Below are 16,181 nucleotides of genomic sequence, written 5' to 3'. Positions count from 1 at the left end.
TTGAGTATGAATAAAGTGCGTATAATCCGCCGCCATGACTCGAACTCGATCCCCCCGTACCAAGAAAAAACCACCTTCCCAGGGCCTGCGCCCATGGCTGGGTTGGGCCATTAAACTCAGTCTGGTCGGCCTTGTGGTGCTGGCTGGCTTCGCCGTTTACCTCGATGCCGTGGTGCAGGAGAAGTTCTCCGGCAAGCGCTGGACCATCCCGGCCAAGGTATACGCGCGTCCGCTTGAGCTGTTCGTCGGACAAAAGCTGAGCAAGGAAGATTTCCTCACCGAGCTCGATGCCTTGGGCTATCGCCGCGAAGCCGTGAGCAATGGCCCCGGCGCTGCTGCCGTCAACGGCAATACCGTTGATCTGAACACCCGTGGCTTCCAGTTCTATGAAGGCCTGGAAAAAGCCCAGCCAGTGCGCGTGCGCTTCTCCGGCGACTATGTGGCCGAACTCTCGGGGCTCAACGGTGCGAAATTGTCCGTGGTGCGGCTGGAGCCGCTGTTGATTGGCGGCATTTATCCGAAAAACCTTGAAGACCGCATCCTGATCAAGATCGATCAGGTGCCGCCGTACCTGCTCGATACTCTGATCGCGGTGGAAGACCGGGACTACTACAGTCACTGGGGCGTGTCGCCGAAGTCGATTGCCCGAGCGATCTGGGTCAATACCTCTGGCGGCAAGATGACCCAGGGCGGCAGTACGCTGACCCAGCAGTTGGTGAAAAACTTCTACCTCACCAACGAGCGCAGCCTGAGCCGCAAGCTCACCGAAGCGATGATGGCGATGCTGCTCGAGCTGCACTACGACAAGAAGGAAATTCTTGAGGCCTACCTCAACGAAGTCTTCGTCGGGCAGGACGGTCAGCGTGCGGTCCACGGCTTTGGTCTGGCCAGTCAGTTCTTCTTCGGTCAGCCATTGTCCGAGCTGAAGCTGCATCAGGTAGCGTTGCTGGTCGGCATGGTCAAAGGGCCGTCCTACTACAATCCGCGTCGCAACCCGGAGCGCGCGCTGGAGCGGCGTAACCTGGTGCTCGACGTGCTTGAGCAGCAAGGCGTGGCGACTGCCGAACAGGTCGAAGCGGCGAAGAAAATGCCACTGGGTGTCACCACTCGCGGCAAGCTCGCCGACAGCTCGTTCCCGGGCTTTATCGATCTGGTCAAACGCCAGTTGCGCGAAGACTACCGCGACGAAGACTTGACCGAAGAAGGCCTGCGGATCTTCACCAGTTTCGACCCGATTCTGCAGATGAAGGCCGAGGCGTCGGTCAATGACACCTTTAAACGCCTGGCCGGACGCAAGGGCTCCGATGACGTGGAAGCGGCGATGGTCGTGACCAACCCGGAGACCGGCGAAGTCCAGGCCATGATCGGCAGCCGGCAGGCCAGTTTTGCCGGTTTCAATCGGGCGCTGGATGCGGTGCGGCCGGTAGGCTCGCTGATCAAGCCGGCGGTCTATCTGACCGCGCTGGAGAAACCGAGCCAGTACACGCTGACCAGTTGGCTGTCGGACGAACCGCTGGCGGTCAAGGGTGCGGACGGTCAGGTGTGGAAACCACAGAACTATGACCGTCGCTCCCACGGCACCGTGTTCCTCTATCAGGGGCTGGCGCATTCCTACAACCTGTCGACCTCGCGTCTGGGTCTGGAAGTAGGCGTGCCGAACGTGCTGAAGACCTTGGGACGCCTGGGCGTTACGCGGGAATTCCCGGCATTCCCGTCGATGTTGCTGGGTGCTGGCGGCATGACCCCGATCGAAGTGGCGACCATGTACCAGACCCTGGCCAACGGCGGTTTCAATACGCCGATGCGCGGGATTCGTAGCGTACTGACCGCCGACGGTGAACCGCTCAAGCGTTATCCGTTCCAGATTCAACAGCGTTTCGATCCGGCCTCCATCTACCTGATCCAGAACGCCATGCAGCGGGTAATGCGTGAAGGTACCGGCAGTTCGGTTTACAACGTGCTGCCCAAGACCCTGACGCTGGCCGGCAAGACCGGTACCAGTAACGATTCGCGCGACAGCTGGTTCGCCGGTTTCAGTCAGGATCTGTTGGCGGTGGTCTGGTTGGGTCGTGACGACAACGGCAAGACCCCGTTCACCGGTGCGACTGGTGCGTTGCAGGTCTGGACCAGTTTCATGCGCAAGGCCGATCCGCTGCCGCTGGACATGCCGCAGCCGGACAACATCGTCCAGGCGTGGGTCGATTCGCGTACCGGGCAAGGCTCCGATGCCAACTGTCCGGGGGCGGTGCAGATGCCGTATATTCGCGGCAGCGAACCGCCACCCGGCGCCTCGTGTGCAAGCGAAACGCCTGCTTCGCCAGAGTCGGTGATGGATTGGGTCAAGGGCTGGATGAATTAAGCAAAGAGGGTTTCAAGTGAACAAGTGGTTGATTCCAGCGGTGACTGCCGTGGCTTTGCTCAGCGGCTGCTCTACCGTACAGCGTGGTTCGATCCCGGTGGTGGATGCCGGCACGACCGTGTCCAACAGCGAACGCCTGTCGGCCAACGGCGGCTTCCGCAAGACGACAGTCAAACGCCCGGTGCAGGATCAGGCGCAATCCCAGGCCATCCCGCAAGGCGACACCGGTGTGGTAGTGATGGTGCCGGGCGGTGGCGCTACAACTTCGACGCCGATCAGCTCGTCGCCGATCGTTCCGGGGCCAGCGTCCGGCGGTATCACCGCGGGGCCGTACAACCCGTCGCCGGTCGAGTCGGCGCCGATCAACTCCGGCAGCTACAGCATGCCTTCGACCCCAAGCGGCATTCCTTCGGCCAGCAGTGGCGGCGGTCTGTCGGCTGACGAACAGCTCGATGGCCCGGTGCTCGCCTTGCTGACCACCGCGCAACAGCAGCAGGCGGGTGGTGACCTCAACGGTGCGTCTTCCAGCCTGGAACGCGCTCAACGCGTTGCCCCGCGTGAGCCGCAAGTGCTGTATCGCTTGGCGCAAGTACGCATGGCTCAAGGTGATGCGCCACAGGCCGAGCAGTTCGCCCGTCGGGCGCTGACCATGGCCAACGGTCGTCCGGACTTGCAGGCCAACCTGTGGGAAATCATCGCTCAGTCCCGTGAGAAACAAGGCGATTCCGCCGGCGCCGCTCAGGCCCGTCAGAAGGCCAAGGTTTCACTGTGATGGATCGCCGTTTCCCGAAAATCGCCGATCAGTTGCTGTTGATCGAGCGCGAACTGCGCGCGCAGGGTTGGTGGGATGACGTTCAGCCATCGGTCGAAGCCTTGAGCAGTGTCGAGCCGTTTTCGGTCGACACGCTGGATTTCGAGCAGTGGCTGCAATGGATCTTCCTGCCTCGGATGAAGATGATTCTTGAGCAGGATCTGCCGTTACCCAATGCCTCGGGCATTCAGGAAATGGCCGAAATGGTCTTTGCCCAGCGCAATCTGCAGGGCAAGGATCGGCAATTGCAGGTGTTGCTCAAAGAGTTTGACCTGCTGATCACCGCTTCCCGCTAGAACCGATCCCCTGTAGGAGCTGCCGCAGGCTGCGATCTTTCGATCTGCTCTTGGAAACAAGGTCAAAAGATCGCAGCTCCTACAGGTGTCTATTCGCAGTTCTGCGCAATCTGCTTCTGCGCTTCGACAATGCGCTCCTGCCGTTGTGCATCGTCGAGACGCCTCAGTTCTCCCTCCACTTCCTCCCTCAAACGCGGATTGTTCTGCAATTGCGCCAGGTTCGTCCGTGCCTGCTCGCAAAACGCCTTGAGCTGCGCCTGCTGCTCGGTCACCTGCTTCTTCACCTTGTCGTCGATGGCTTTCTGATCGCCCAACGCACCGCTGCCAGGTATGGCGGCAGGTTTCGGCGGGGGCGAGGAGGGCGTCTGCATGGGCGTCGCCGGCTGACCTTGCGGCGGCTGCGCATCGAAGTGAGTGACGCCTTGGGCATCGACCCATTTGTAGATCTGACCGGCCATGCACCACGGGCTGAGACCGATCAGCAGTGTGACGAGGAGCGTTCGCATGCTGATTCCTTGGCAAAATTGCGCAATTGACACTAACAGAGTAGCGGTTTTCAGGTTTTTTCTTGCGTTCTCATGTGCTTACCCACAATTAAGCACATTGACGGCTTGACTTGGAGAGGGCGAAACAGAAGAATCCAAAGTCCGCTGTAGAGGGACTGCCAGAAGCAGACCCACTCGGTAGATCATGAGGCGCATATCCGCGTCGACCTGTTACACCCGCAACGCGTTACCTCGCGCTGGGTGGGAAAGGCCCGCAACACTTGGGACGATCCCAATACTTGCTCAGTCAGTGCTGACGTAGTCGGCGACCACCGTCGCTCATGCTCTGCCGAGAAGTAAACCTATTAAGACCCGCCCCTTTTGTGTGGACGGTATTCTGGCGTTTTAGAGGTGAACAACGTGGAGCTTTTATCTGGCGGTGAGATGCTCGTCCGCTTCTTGCGTGACGAAGGCGTCAAATATATCTACGGGTACCCTGGTGGTGCTCTCCTTCATGTTTACGATGCCCTGTTCAAAGAACCGGAAGTGACCCACATCCTGGTTCGTCACGAGCAAGCGGCTACCCATATGGCTGACGGCTACGCCCGTGCCACCGGTAAAGCCGGCGTGGTATTGGTGACTTCCGGTCCAGGCGCCACAAACGCCATCACCGGTATTGCCACCGCCTATATGGATTCGATTCCAATGGTGATCATTTCCGGTCAGGTGCCAAGCACCATGGTCGGCACCGACGCGTTCCAGGAAACCGACATGATCGGTATCTCCCGGCCGATCGTGAAGCACAGCTTCATGATCAAGCACGCCTCGGAAATCCCGGAAGTCATGAAGAAGGCCTTCTACCTTGCACAATCCGGTCGTCCAGGTCCGGTCGTGGTCGATATCCCGAAAGACATGACCAACCCGGCCGAGAAGTTCGAATACGTCTTCCCGAAAAAAGCCAAGCTGCGTTCCTACAGCCCGGCCGTTCGCGGCCACTCCGGGCAGATCCGCAAAGCGGCAGAAATGCTCCTGGCGGCCAAACGCCCAGTGCTTTATTCCGGTGGCGGCGTGATCCTGGGCAACGGTTCCGCACCGCTGACCGAACTGGCCAAAATTCTCAACCTGCCAGTGACCAACACCTTGATGGGCCTGGGTGGCTTCCCGGGTACCGACCGTCAGTTCATCGGCATGCTCGGCATGCACGGCAGCTACACCGCCAACCTGGCGATGCACCATGCCGACGTGATCCTGGCTGTCGGCGCACGTTTCGATGACCGTGTGATCAACGGCGCGGCGAAGTTCTGCCCGAACGCCAAGATCATTCACATCGACATCGACCCGGCTTCGATCTCCAAGACCATCAAGGCCGACGTGCCAATCGTTGGTCCGGTTGAGAGTGTCCTGACCGAAATGGTCGCGATTCTCAAGGAAATCGGCGAGACCCCGAACAAGGAGTCCGTTGCCAGTTGGTGGAAGCAGGTCGATGAATGGCGCGGCGATCGCGGCCTGTTCCCTTATGACAAGGGCGACGGCAGCCTGATCAAGCCGCAGACCGTGATCGAGACCCTGTGCGAAGTGACCAAGGGCGATGCCTTCATCACTTCCGACGTGGGTCAGCACCAGATGTTCGCTGCGCAGTACTACAAGTTCAACAAGCCGAACCGCTGGATCAACTCCGGTGGCCTGGGCACCATGGGCTTCGGTTTCCCGGCGGCCATGGGCATCAAGTTGAGCTTCCCGGATGACGACGTTGCCTGCGTCACCGGCGAAGGCAGCATCCAGATGAACATCCAGGAACTGTCGACCTGCCTGCAATACGGCTTGCCGGTGAAAATCGTCATCCTGAACAACGGCGTTCTGGGGATGGTTCGTCAGTGGCAGGACATGAGCTATGGCAGCCGCCACTCGCACTCTTATATGGAGTCGCTGCCTGACTTCGTCAAACTGGCTGAAGCCTACGGTCACGTCGGCGTGCGCATCACCGATTCGAAAGATTTGAAGTCGAAGATGGAAGAGGCGTTCGCCATGAAAGATCGTCTGGTGGTGATCGATATTTCGGTCGATACCAGCGAGCACGTCTACCCGATGCAGATCAAAGACGGCTCCATGCGCGATATGTGGCTGAGCAAGACGGAGCGTACTTAATCATGCGGCACATTATTTCCCTGCTTCTGGAAAACGAACCCGGCGCTTTGTCTCGCGTAGTCGGCCTGTTCTCGCAGCGCAACTACAACATTGAAAGCCTGACGGTGGCCCCAACCGAAGACCCGACGCTGTCGCGTCTGACGCTGACCACTGTGGGCCACGATGAAATCATCGAGCAGATCACCAAAAACCTGAACAAGCTGATCGAAGTGGTCAAGCTGGTGGACCTGTCGGAAAGCGCTCACATCGAGCGCGAGCTGATGTTGGTCAAGGTCAAGGCCACTGGTGCCCAGCGCGCCGAGATCAAACGCACCACCGATATTTACCGTGGACAGATCGTCGATGTCAGCGCCAGCGTGTATACCGTTCAATTGACCGGTACCAGCGACAAGCTCGACAGCTTCATTCAGTCCATCGGCACCGCATCGATTCTGGAAACCGTCCGTAGCGGCGTGACCGGCATTGCCCGCGGCGACAAAGTACTCAGCATCTAAACCAAATTAGCGAATGGCCTGAACGGCCTGGATATATAGGGGAAATTCATGAAAGTTTTCTACGATAAAGACTGCGACCTGTCGATCATCCAGGGCAAGAAAGTTGCCATCATCGGTTATGGCTCCCAAGGCCACGCTCAAGCGTGCAACCTGAAAGATTCCGGTGTCGACGTTACCGTCGGTCTGCGTAAAGGTTCGGCCACTGTTGCCAAAGCCGAAGCCCACGGCCTGAAAGTGACCGACGTTGCTTCCGCTGTAGCTGCTGCCGATCTGGTCATGATTCTGACCCCGGACGAGTTCCAGTCTTCGCTGTACAAGAACGAAATCGAGCCGAACATCAAGAAAGGCGCCACCCTGGCCTTCTCCCACGGCTTCGCGATCCACTACAACCAGGTTGTTCCCCGTGCCGACCTCGACGTGATCATGATCGCGCCGAAAGCTCCGGGTCACACCGTACGTTCCGAGTTCGTGAAGGGCGGCGGTATCCCTGACCTGATCGCGATCTACCAGGACGCCTCGGGTAACGCCAAAAACGTTGCACTGTCCTACGCAGCTGGTGTGGGTGGCGGTCGTACCGGCATCATCGAAACCACCTTCAAGGACGAGACCGAAACCGACCTGTTCGGCGAACAAGCCGTACTGTGTGGCGGTACCGTTGAACTGGTCAAAGCCGGTTTCGAAACTCTGGTTGAAGCTGGCTACGCGCCGGAAATGGCCTACTTCGAGTGCCTGCACGAGCTGAAACTGATCGTTGACCTCATGTACGAAGGCGGTATCGCCAACATGAACTACTCGATCTCCAACAACGCTGAGTACGGCGAGTACGTGACCGGTCCGGAAGTGATCAACGCCGAATCCCGTCAGGCCATGCGCAATGCCCTGAAACGTATTCAGGACGGCGAATACGCCAAAATGTTCATCAGCGAAGGCGCAACCGGCTACCCTTCGATGACCGCCAAGCGTCGTAACAACGCCGCTCACGGTATCGAAATCATCGGCGAGCAACTGCGCTCCATGATGCCGTGGATCGGTGCCAACAAGATCGTCGACAAAGCCAAAAACTAAGTCGTCATCCTTGTACGAAAAACGCGGCTTCGGCCGCGTTTTTTCGTTTGAAACCGATGGTTCTGGTATAAAGCTGCATCGTTTGTGGCCGAACCGTCGTCACAGGCACCTGTCGAAACTTTCCAAACCGTTGCAAGGTAATGTCCATGAGCGAACGTCCCGAAGAGCCGAACCAGGCTTCTGACGCCGAAAGCCTGCTGCCCATCGATGAACATGTCGAGGAAGGGCACGACGCAGAAGGTCGTAAAGTCCGGCATCGTGGTATCTATCTGCTGCCGAATCTGTTCACCACTGCGAACCTGTTCGCAGGGTTTTATTCCATCATCAACTCGATGAGTGCCCAGGCTGCCTTGAGCGCCGGGGACTCTGCGAACGCGAGCAAGTATTTCGCCTTCGCCGCGATCGCAATCTTCGTGGCCATGGTGCTCGATGGTCTTGATGGGCGTGTCGCGCGCATGACCAATACGCAAAGTGCCTTCGGCGCCGAGTATGACTCGCTGTCGGACATGGTCGCTTTCGGTGTCGCACCGGCGCTGTTGGCCTTTGGCTGGGCATTGGGCGACATGGGTAAGGTCGGTTGGATGGTTGCCTTCATCTATGTAGCTGGTGCCGCTTTGCGTCTGGCGCGTTTCAACACCCAGGTCGGTACGGCGGATAAGCGCTATTTCATCGGTCTGGCCAGTCCGGCAGCTGCCGGCGTGGTCGCGGGAATCGTCTGGGCGTTCAGCGATTACGGCATTCAGGGTTCGAAGATGTCGTTCCTGGTTGCGCTGATGGTGGCAGCTGCCGGCATGCTGATGGTCAGCAACATCAAGTACAACAGCTTCAAGGAGCTGGATCTGAAGGGTCGTGTGCCGTTCGTGGCGATTCTCGCCGTGGTACTGGTGTTTGCCGTGGTGTTCAGCGATCCACCGCGCATTTTGCTGCTGGTGTTCCTCGCTTACGCCGCTTCCGGCCCGGTGCAATATCTGTTGCATCTTCGTCGTCACAAAAACGCCGAGTGATGTAATTTCCCGCATACTCCGCAGTCTATGGGTGCATCTGTCCTCCAAAGCTGCGGAGTTGCCATGCTGATCAAAATCCCCAAAGCGTCCGACTGCCATGAGTCGGATGTCACGCCTGAATCCATTTATCTTTCTCGTCGCCAATTGCTCGGAGCTACCGCTGCCGGTATCGCCGTGAGCAGCCTGCCGCGTTGGGCCAGCGCTGAAGACGCGGCGCGTTATGCCGATGTCGAGCCGGGCAAGGCGCCTGCCTGGTTTGCCGAGAAGCTCCCCTCTACTAAATGGGGCGCAGTCAACGTCAAGGATGAGGCGATCACGCCTTATAAAGACGCGACCCATTACAACAACTTCTATGAGTTCGGTACTGATAAGGGCGATCCGGCTGCCAATGCCGGTTCGCTGAAAACCGAGCCGTGGAGCGTTGTCGTCGATGGGGAAGTGGGCAAACCCGGGCGTTATGCGCTGGAAGACTTCATGAAACCGTACCAGTTGGAGGAGCGTATCTATCGCCTTCGCTGTGTTGAAGCGTGGTCGATGGTCATTCCGTGGATTGGCTTTCCGATTTCTGCGCTGCTCAAGCAGGTCGAACCGACCTCTAAGGCCAAATACATTCGCTTCGAAACCCTGCAGGATCCCAAGAGCATGCCAGGGCAGCGCTCGGGTTTTGCCCTGATCGACTGGCCTTATGTAGAAGGCTTGCGCCTTGATGAGGCGATGAATCCCTTGGCGATTCTGGCTGTAGGCATGTATGGCCGCGAGTTGCCGAATCAGAACGGTGCGCCGCTGCGTCTGGTGGTGCCGTGGAAGTACGGCTTCAAAAGTGTGAAGTCGATTGTGCGGATAAGTCTGGTCAGCGAACAGCCCAAGACCACCTGGCAGAGCATCGCGGCTGATGAATACGGGTTTTATGCCAACGTGAATCCCACGGTCGATCATCCGCGATGGACTCAGGCGCGGGAACGGCGTCTGCCGAACAGTCTGTTCAAGCCGAATGTGCGTGATACACAGATGTTCAACGGCTATGCGGATGAAGTTGCTTCTTTATATGCAGGGCTCGATCTGCGGAAGAACTACTGATGCGATACCCGTTCTGGCGTGTAGGCGTTTTCATTGCGGCGGCGATCTGGCCATTGCTTTGGTTTTATCAGGCGTTTGCCGATGTGCTCGGTCCGGATCCAGGCAAGGTGCTGGTTGATCGATTGGGGCTGGGGACGCTGGTATTGCTGTTGATCACGTTGAGCATGACGCCGCTGCAGAAATTGACGGGGTGGGCAGGGTGGATTGCTGTGCGCCGTCAATTGGGACTCTGGTGTTTTGCTTATGTGGTTCTGCATCTGTTCAGCTATATGGCGTTTATTCTCGGTTTCGACTGGTCGCAGCTGGGCGTGGAGTTGCGTAAGCGGCCGTACATTATTGTGGGGACGTTGGGTTTCCTTGGTCTGTTGGCGTTGGCGGTGACTTCCAATCGCTACAGTCAGCGCCGTTTGGGTGTGCGCTGGAAGAAATTGCATCGGTTGGTGTATGTGATTCTCGGGCTGGGATTGCTGCATATGCTGTGGATCGTGCGTGCTGATCTCAAGGAGTGGGCGATCTATACCTTTATAGGTGCGGTGCTTTTGCTGATGCGTGTACCTGCGGTTGCGCGTCGAATCCCGCGTTTGCTGAGCAAAAAGCAGGTTTTGCAATAAAACTGAAATTAACGGTTGACGGCAGATTCTGGAGGTCTATAATTCGCCCCACTTCCGGCGCAGTCGAAACGGAAAACTCCTTGAGATTCAATGAGTTACGCAGTTTTCGACAGCGACTTGCTTCAGTTCATCGAAGCCTGGAAGGAGTTGAAAGAGCGGTGATGTTTGGCTCTTTTGACGGTTCGATCTTCTCGGTCGAAAGCGGAGAAAAAGAGGTGTTGACAGCAGCGTGTAACGCTGTAGAATTCGCCTCCCGCTAACGAGAGATCGGAAGCGCAAGTGGTTGAAGTTGTTGAAGAAATCTTCGAAAACTTCTGAAAATAATCACTTGACAGCAAATGAGGCTGCTGTAGAATGCGCGCCTCGGTTGAGACGAAAGATCTTAACCAACCGCTCTTTAACAACTGAATCAAGCAATTCGTGTGGGTGCTTGTGGAGTCAGACTGATAGTCAACAAGATTATCAGCATCACAAGTTACTCCGCGAGAAATCAAAGATGTAACCAACGATTGCTGAGCCAAGTTTAGGGTTTCTTAAAAACCCAAAGATGTTTGAACTGAAGAGTTTGATCATGGCTCAGATTGAACGCTGGCGGCAGGCCTAACACATGCAAGTCGAGCGGATGAAAGGAGCTTGCTCCTGGATTCAGCGGCGGACGGGTGAGTAATGCCTAGGAATCTGCCTGGTAGTGGGGGACAACGTTTCGAAAGGAACGCTAATACCGCATACGTCCTACGGGAGAAAGCAGGGGACCTTCGGGCCTTGCGCTATCAGATGAGCCTAGGTCGGATTAGCTAGTTGGTGAGGTAATGGCTCACCAAGGCGACGATCCGTAACTGGTCTGAGAGGATGATCAGTCACACTGGAACTGAGACACGGTCCAGACTCCTACGGGAGGCAGCAGTGGGGAATATTGGACAATGGGCGAAAGCCTGATCCAGCCATGCCGCGTGTGTGAAGAAGGTCTTCGGATTGTAAAGCACTTTAAGTTGGGAGGAAGGGCAGTAAATTAATACTTTGCTGTTTTGACGTTACCGACAGAATAAGCACCGGCTAACTCTGTGCCAGCAGCCGCGGTAATACAGAGGGTGCAAGCGTTAATCGGAATTACTGGGCGTAAAGCGCGCGTAGGTGGTTTGTTAAGTTGGATGTGAAATCCCCGGGCTCAACCTGGGAACTGCATCCAAAACTGGCAAGCTAGAGTATGGTAGAGGGTGGTGGAATTTCCTGTGTAGCGGTGAAATGCGTAGATATAGGAAGGAACACCAGTGGCGAAGGCGACCACCTGGACTGATACTGACACTGAGGTGCGAAAGCGTGGGGAGCAAACAGGATTAGATACCCTGGTAGTCCACGCCGTAAACGATGTCAACTAGCCGTTGGGAGCCTTGAGCTCTTAGTGGCGCAGCTAACGCATTAAGTTGACCGCCTGGGGAGTACGGCCGCAAGGTTAAAACTCAAATGAATTGACGGGGGCCCGCACAAGCGGTGGAGCATGTGGTTTAATTCGAAGCAACGCGAAGAACCTTACCAGGCCTTGACATCCAATGAACTTTCCAGAGATGGATTGGTGCCTTCGGGAACATTGAGACAGGTGCTGCATGGCTGTCGTCAGCTCGTGTCGTGAGATGTTGGGTTAAGTCCCGTAACGAGCGCAACCCTTGTCCTTAGTTACCAGCACGTAATGGTGGGCACTCTAAGGAGACTGCCGGTGACAAACCGGAGGAAGGTGGGGATGACGTCAAGTCATCATGGCCCTTACGGCCTGGGCTACACACGTGCTACAATGGTCGGTACAGAGGGTTGCCAAGCCGCGAGGTGGAGCTAATCCCACAAAACCGATCGTAGTCCGGATCGCAGTCTGCAACTCGACTGCGTGAAGTCGGAATCGCTAGTAATCGCGAATCAGAATGTCGCGGTGAATACGTTCCCGGGCCTTGTACACACCGCCCGTCACACCATGGGAGTGGGTTGCACCAGAAGTAGCTAGTCTAACCTTCGGGAGGACGGTTACCACGGTGTGATTCATGACTGGGGTGAAGTCGTAACAAGGTAGCCGTAGGGGAACCTGCGGCTGGATCACCTCCTTAATCGACGACATCAGCTGCTCCATAAGTTCCCACACGAATTGCTTGATTCATTGAAGAAGACGATAGAAGCAGCTTTAAGCTCCAAGCTGATAGCTCTTAGCTAATCAGTTACGCGCTCGAAATTGGGTCTGTAGCTCAGTTGGTTAGAGCGCACCCCTGATAAGGGTGAGGTCGGCAGTTCGAATCTGCCCAGACCCACCAATTTTGTATGGGGCCATAGCTCAGCTGGGAGAGCGCCTGCCTTGCACGCAGGAGGTCAGCGGTTCGATCCCGCTTGGCTCCACCATTAACTGCTTCTGCTTGTTAGAGTTTAGAAATGAATATTCCGGTGTGAATATTGATTTCTAGTCTTTGATTAGATCGTTCTTTAAAAATTTGGGTATGTGATAGAAAGATAGACTGAACGTTACTTTCACTGGTAACGGATCAGGCTAAGGTAAAATTTGTGAGTGACTCTTAAGAGTTTTGCGAATTTTCGGCGAATGTCGTCTTCACAGTATAACCAGATTGCTTGGGGTTATATGGTCAAGTGAAGAAGCGCATACGGTGGATGCCTTGGCAGTCAGAGGCGATGAAAGACGTGGTAGCCTGCGAAAAGCTTCGGGGAGTCGGCAAACAGACTTTGATCCGGAGATGTCTGAATGGGGGAACCCAGCCATCATAAGATGGTTATCTTGTACTGAATACATAGGTGCAAGAGGCGAACCAGGGGAACTGAAACATCTAAGTACCCTGAGGAAAAGAAATCAACCGAGATTCCCTTAGTAGTGGCGAGCGAACGGGGACTAGCCCTTAAGTGGCTTTGAGATTAGCGGAACGCTCTGGAAAGTGCGGCCATAGTGGGTGATAGCCCTGTACGCGAAAATCTCTTGGTCATGAAATCGAGTAGGACGGAGCACGAGAAACTTTGTCTGAATATGGGGGGACCATCCTCCAAGGCTAAATACTACTGACTGACCGATAGTGAACTAGTACCGTGAGGGAAAGGCGAAAAGAACCCCGGAGAGGGGAGTGAAATAGATCCTGAAACCGTATGCGTACAAGCAGTGGGAGCCCACTTTGTTGGGTGACTGCGTACCTTTTGTATAATGGGTCAGCGACTTATTTTCAGTGGCGAGCTTAACCGAATAGGGGAGGCGTAGCGAAAGCGAGTCTTAATAGGGCGTCTAGTCGCTGGGAATAGACCCGAAACCGGGCGATCTATCCATGGGCAGGTTGAAGGTTAGGTAACACTGACTGGAGGACCGAACCGACTACCGTTGAAAAGTTAGCGGATGACCTGTGGATCGGAGTGAAAGGCTAATCAAGCTCGGAGATAGCTGGTTCTCCTCGAAAGCTATTTAGGTAGCGCCTCATGTATCACTGTAGGGGGTAGAGCACTGTTTCGGCTAGGGGGTCATCCCGACTTACCAAACCGATGCAAACTCCGAATACCTACAAGTGCCGAGCATGGGAGACACACGGCGGGTGCTAACGTCCGTCGTGAAAAGGGAAACAACCCAGACCGTCAGCTAAGGTCCCAAAGTTATGGTTAAGTGGGAAACGATGTGGGAAGGCTTAGACAGCTAGGAGGTTGGCTTAGAAGCAGCCACCCTTTAAAGAAAGCGTAATAGCTCACTAGTCGAGTCGGCCTGCGCGGAAGATGTAACGGGGCTCAAACCATACACCGAAGCTACGGGTATCACGCAAGTGATGCGGTAGAGGAGCGTTCTGTAAGCCTGTGAAGGTGAGTTGAGAAGCTTGCTGGAGGTATCAGAAGTGCGAATGCTGACATGAGTAACGACAATGGGTGTGAAAAACACCCACGCCGAAAGACCAAGGTTTCCTGCGCAACGTTAATCGACGCAGGGTTAGTCGGTCCCTAAGGCGAGGCTGAAAAGCGTAGTCGATGGAAAACAGGTTAATATTCCTGTACTTCTGGTTATTGCGATGGAGGGACGGAGAAGGCTAGGCCAGCTTGGCGTTGGTTGTCCAAGTTTAAGGTGGTAGGCTGAGATCTTAGGTAAATCCGGGATCTTAAGGCCGAGAGCTGATGACGAGTTACCCTTTGGGTGACGAAGTGGTTGATGCCATGCTTCCAAGAAAAGCTTCTAAGCTTCAGGTAACCAGGAACCGTACCCCAAACCGACACAGGTGGTTGGGTAGAGAATACCAAGGCGCTTGAGAGAACTCGGGTGAAGGAACTAGGCAAAATGGCACCGTAACTTCGGGAGAAGGTGCGCCGGTGAGGGTGAAGGACTTGCTCCGTAAGCTCATGCCGGTCGAAGATACCAGGCCGCTGCGACTGTTTATTAAAAACACAGCACTCTGCAAACACGAAAGTGGACGTATAGGGTGTGACGCCTGCCCGGTGCCGGAAGGTTAATTGATGGGGTTAGCTAACGCGAAGCTCTTGATCGAAGCCCCGGTAAACGGCGGCCGTAACTATAACGGTCCTAAGGTAGCGAAATTCCTTGTCGGGTAAGTTCCGACCTGCACGAATGGCGTAACGATGGCGGCGCTGTCTCCACCCGAGACTCAGTGAAATTGAAATCGCTGTGAAGATGCAGTGTATCCGCGGCTAGACGGAAAGACCCCGTGAACCTTTACTATAGCTTTGCACTGGACTTTGAATTTGCTTGTGTAGGATAGGTGGGAGGCTTTGAAGCGTGGACGCCAGTTCGCGTGGAGCCATCCTTGAAATACCACCCTGGCAACTTTGAGGTTCTAACTCAGGTCCGTTATCCGGATCGAGGACAGTGTATGGTGGGTAGTTTGACTGGGGCGGTCTCCTCCTAAAGAGTAACGGAGGAGTACGAAGGTGCGCTCAGACCGGTCGGAAATCGGTCGTAGAGTATAAAGGCAAAAGCGCGCTTGACTGCGAGACAGACACGTCGAGCAGGTACGAAAGTAGGTCTTAGTGATCCGGTGGTTCTGTATGGAAGGGCCATCGCTCAACGGATAAAAGGTACTCCGGGGATAACAGGCTGATACCGCCCAAGAGTTCATATCGACGGCGGTGTTTGGCACCTCGATGTCGGCTCATCACATCCTGGGGCTGAAGCCGGTCCCAAGGGTATGGCTGTTCGCCATTTAAAGTGGTACGCGAGCTGGGTTTAGAACGTCGTGAGACAGTTCGGTCCCTATCTGCCGTGGACGTTTGAGATTTGAGAGGGGCTGCTCCTAGTACGAGAGGACCGGAGTGGACGAACCTCTGGTGTTCCGGTTGTCACGCCAGTGGCATTGCCGGGTAGCTATGTTCGGGAAAGATAACCGCTGAAAGCATCTAAGCGGGAAACTTGCCTCAAGATGAGATCTCACTGGAACCTTGAGTTCCCTGAAGGGCCGTCGAAGACTACGACGTTGATAGGTTGGGTGTGTAAGCGCTGTGAGGCGTTGAGCTAACCAATACTAATTGCCCGTGAGGCTTGACCATATAACACCCAAGCAATTTGACTACTCGAAAGAGCATCAGATTGCGGTGTGTGAAGACGCAATGAACCGAAAGTTCGCGATGCTCACAAGACACCTGTATCACATACCCGATTTGCTGAAGCGAGGCCAACAGGTCGCGAGTCAGTACCCGAATTTCTTGACGACCATAGAGCGTTGGAACCACCTGATCCCATCCCGAACTCAGAAGTGAAACGATGCATCGCCGATGGTAGTGTGGGGTTTCCCCATGTGAGAGTAGGTCATCGTCAAGATTAAATTCCGAAACCCCAATTGCGAAAGCAGTTGGGGTTTTGTTTTGCCCGCAGGAAA

10 protein-coding genes, 2 tRNA genes and 3 rRNA genes are annotated in these 16,181 nt (G+C 55.6%); 14 read left to right on the top strand and 1 reads right to left on the bottom strand.

Features of this window, described 5'->3' with window-relative positions:
* Positions 1-34: 34 nt before the first annotated feature.
* Genes mrcB through V9L13_RS16165 form a run of 3 tightly spaced genes read left to right on the top strand, consistent with a single transcriptional unit; the run spans position 35 to position 3,466 of the window.
* Positions 35-2,359, top strand: coding sequence for a penicillin-binding protein 1B (gene mrcB / locus V9L13_RS16175; protein WP_103484951.1), 2,325 nt, complete (start codon positions 35-37; stop codon positions 2,357-2,359).
* A 16-nt stretch (positions 2,360-2,375) separates the two neighbouring features.
* Positions 2,376-3,131: a hypothetical protein gene (locus V9L13_RS16170; protein WP_103484950.1), complete on the top strand. Its 756-nt coding sequence runs from the start codon at positions 2,376-2,378 to the stop codon at positions 3,129-3,131.
* On the top strand, positions 3,131-3,466 hold the full coding sequence (locus V9L13_RS16165; protein WP_103521357.1) for a YqcC family protein: 336 nt from the start codon (positions 3,131-3,133) through the stop codon (positions 3,464-3,466). Before V9L13_RS16170 ends, V9L13_RS16165 begins: the two co-directional genes overlap by 1 nt.
* Before the next feature lie 89 nt (positions 3,467-3,555).
* Here V9L13_RS16165 and V9L13_RS16160 read toward each other — a convergent pair whose 3' ends face one another.
* Positions 3,556-3,972, bottom strand: coding sequence for a DUF4124 domain-containing protein (locus V9L13_RS16160; RefSeq protein ID WP_338800011.1), 417 nt, complete (start codon positions 3,970-3,972; stop codon positions 3,556-3,558).
* A 399-nt stretch (positions 3,973-4,371) separates the two neighbouring features.
* Between V9L13_RS16160 and V9L13_RS16155 the strand changes: the two genes are divergently transcribed.
* The 11 genes from V9L13_RS16155 to rrf all read left to right on the top strand — a co-directional run bounded on the left by V9L13_RS16155 (position 4,372) and on the right by rrf (position 16,123).
* On the top strand, positions 4,372-6,096 hold the full coding sequence (locus tag V9L13_RS16155) for an acetolactate synthase 3 large subunit (RefSeq protein WP_338800010.1): 1,725 nt from the start codon (positions 4,372-4,374) through the stop codon (positions 6,094-6,096).
* A gap of 2 nt (positions 6,097-6,098) precedes the next feature.
* A complete protein-coding gene (ilvN, locus tag V9L13_RS16150) occupies positions 6,099-6,590 on the top strand; it encodes an acetolactate synthase small subunit (protein ID WP_003205610.1) in 492 nt (163 codons plus the stop codon).
* A gap of 48 nt (positions 6,591-6,638) precedes the next feature.
* Complete coding sequence (gene ilvC, locus V9L13_RS16145) at positions 6,639-7,655, top strand: ketol-acid reductoisomerase (protein WP_003228216.1); 1,017 nt, start codon at positions 6,639-6,641, stop codon at positions 7,653-7,655.
* Positions 7,656-7,801: 146 nt separating this feature from the next.
* On the top strand, positions 7,802-8,659 hold the full coding sequence (gene pssA / locus V9L13_RS16140) for a CDP-diacylglycerol--serine O-phosphatidyltransferase (protein WP_003228213.1): 858 nt from the start codon (positions 7,802-7,804) through the stop codon (positions 8,657-8,659).
* A gap of 63 nt (positions 8,660-8,722) precedes the next feature.
* Positions 8,723-9,736 carry a protein-methionine-sulfoxide reductase catalytic subunit MsrP gene (gene msrP / locus V9L13_RS16135; protein ID WP_338800009.1) on the top strand — a complete coding sequence of 338 codons (1,014 nt, stop codon included), beginning with the start codon at positions 8,723-8,725 and terminating at the stop codon, positions 9,734-9,736.
* Entirely contained in the window at positions 9,736-10,347 is a 612-nt protein-coding gene (gene msrQ, locus V9L13_RS16130) for a protein-methionine-sulfoxide reductase heme-binding subunit MsrQ (RefSeq protein WP_338800008.1), read from the top strand. The genes msrP and msrQ overlap by 1 nt, the downstream gene beginning before the upstream one ends.
* A gap of 553 nt (positions 10,348-10,900) precedes the next feature.
* Positions 10,901-12,437, top strand: a 16S ribosomal RNA gene (locus V9L13_RS16125).
* 124 nt (positions 12,438-12,561) lie between these two features.
* Positions 12,562-12,638 (top strand) — tRNA-Ile (locus V9L13_RS16120).
* A gap of 9 nt (positions 12,639-12,647) precedes the next feature.
* Positions 12,648-12,723: transfer RNA gene (locus tag V9L13_RS16115), tRNA-Ala, on the top strand.
* 237 nt (positions 12,724-12,960) lie between these two features.
* Positions 12,961-15,852: ribosomal RNA gene (locus V9L13_RS16110) — 23S ribosomal RNA — on the top strand.
* Between the two features lie 155 nt (positions 15,853-16,007).
* A 5S ribosomal RNA gene (rrf, locus tag V9L13_RS16105) occupies positions 16,008-16,123 on the top strand.
* Together the 16S, 23S and 5S rRNA genes with 2 tRNA genes alongside form the textbook arrangement of a ribosomal RNA operon.
* Positions 16,124-16,181: the final 58 nt, after the last annotated feature.

The sequence above is a fragment of the Pseudomonas sp. RSB 5.4 genome, from assembly GCF_037126175.1.
GTDB classification, from domain to species: Bacteria; Pseudomonadota; Gammaproteobacteria; order Pseudomonadales; family Pseudomonadaceae; genus Aquipseudomonas; species Aquipseudomonas fluorescens_H.
Note: the sequence above shows the minus strand (reverse complement) of the source record. Positions and strands in the feature narration are given on the sequence as shown.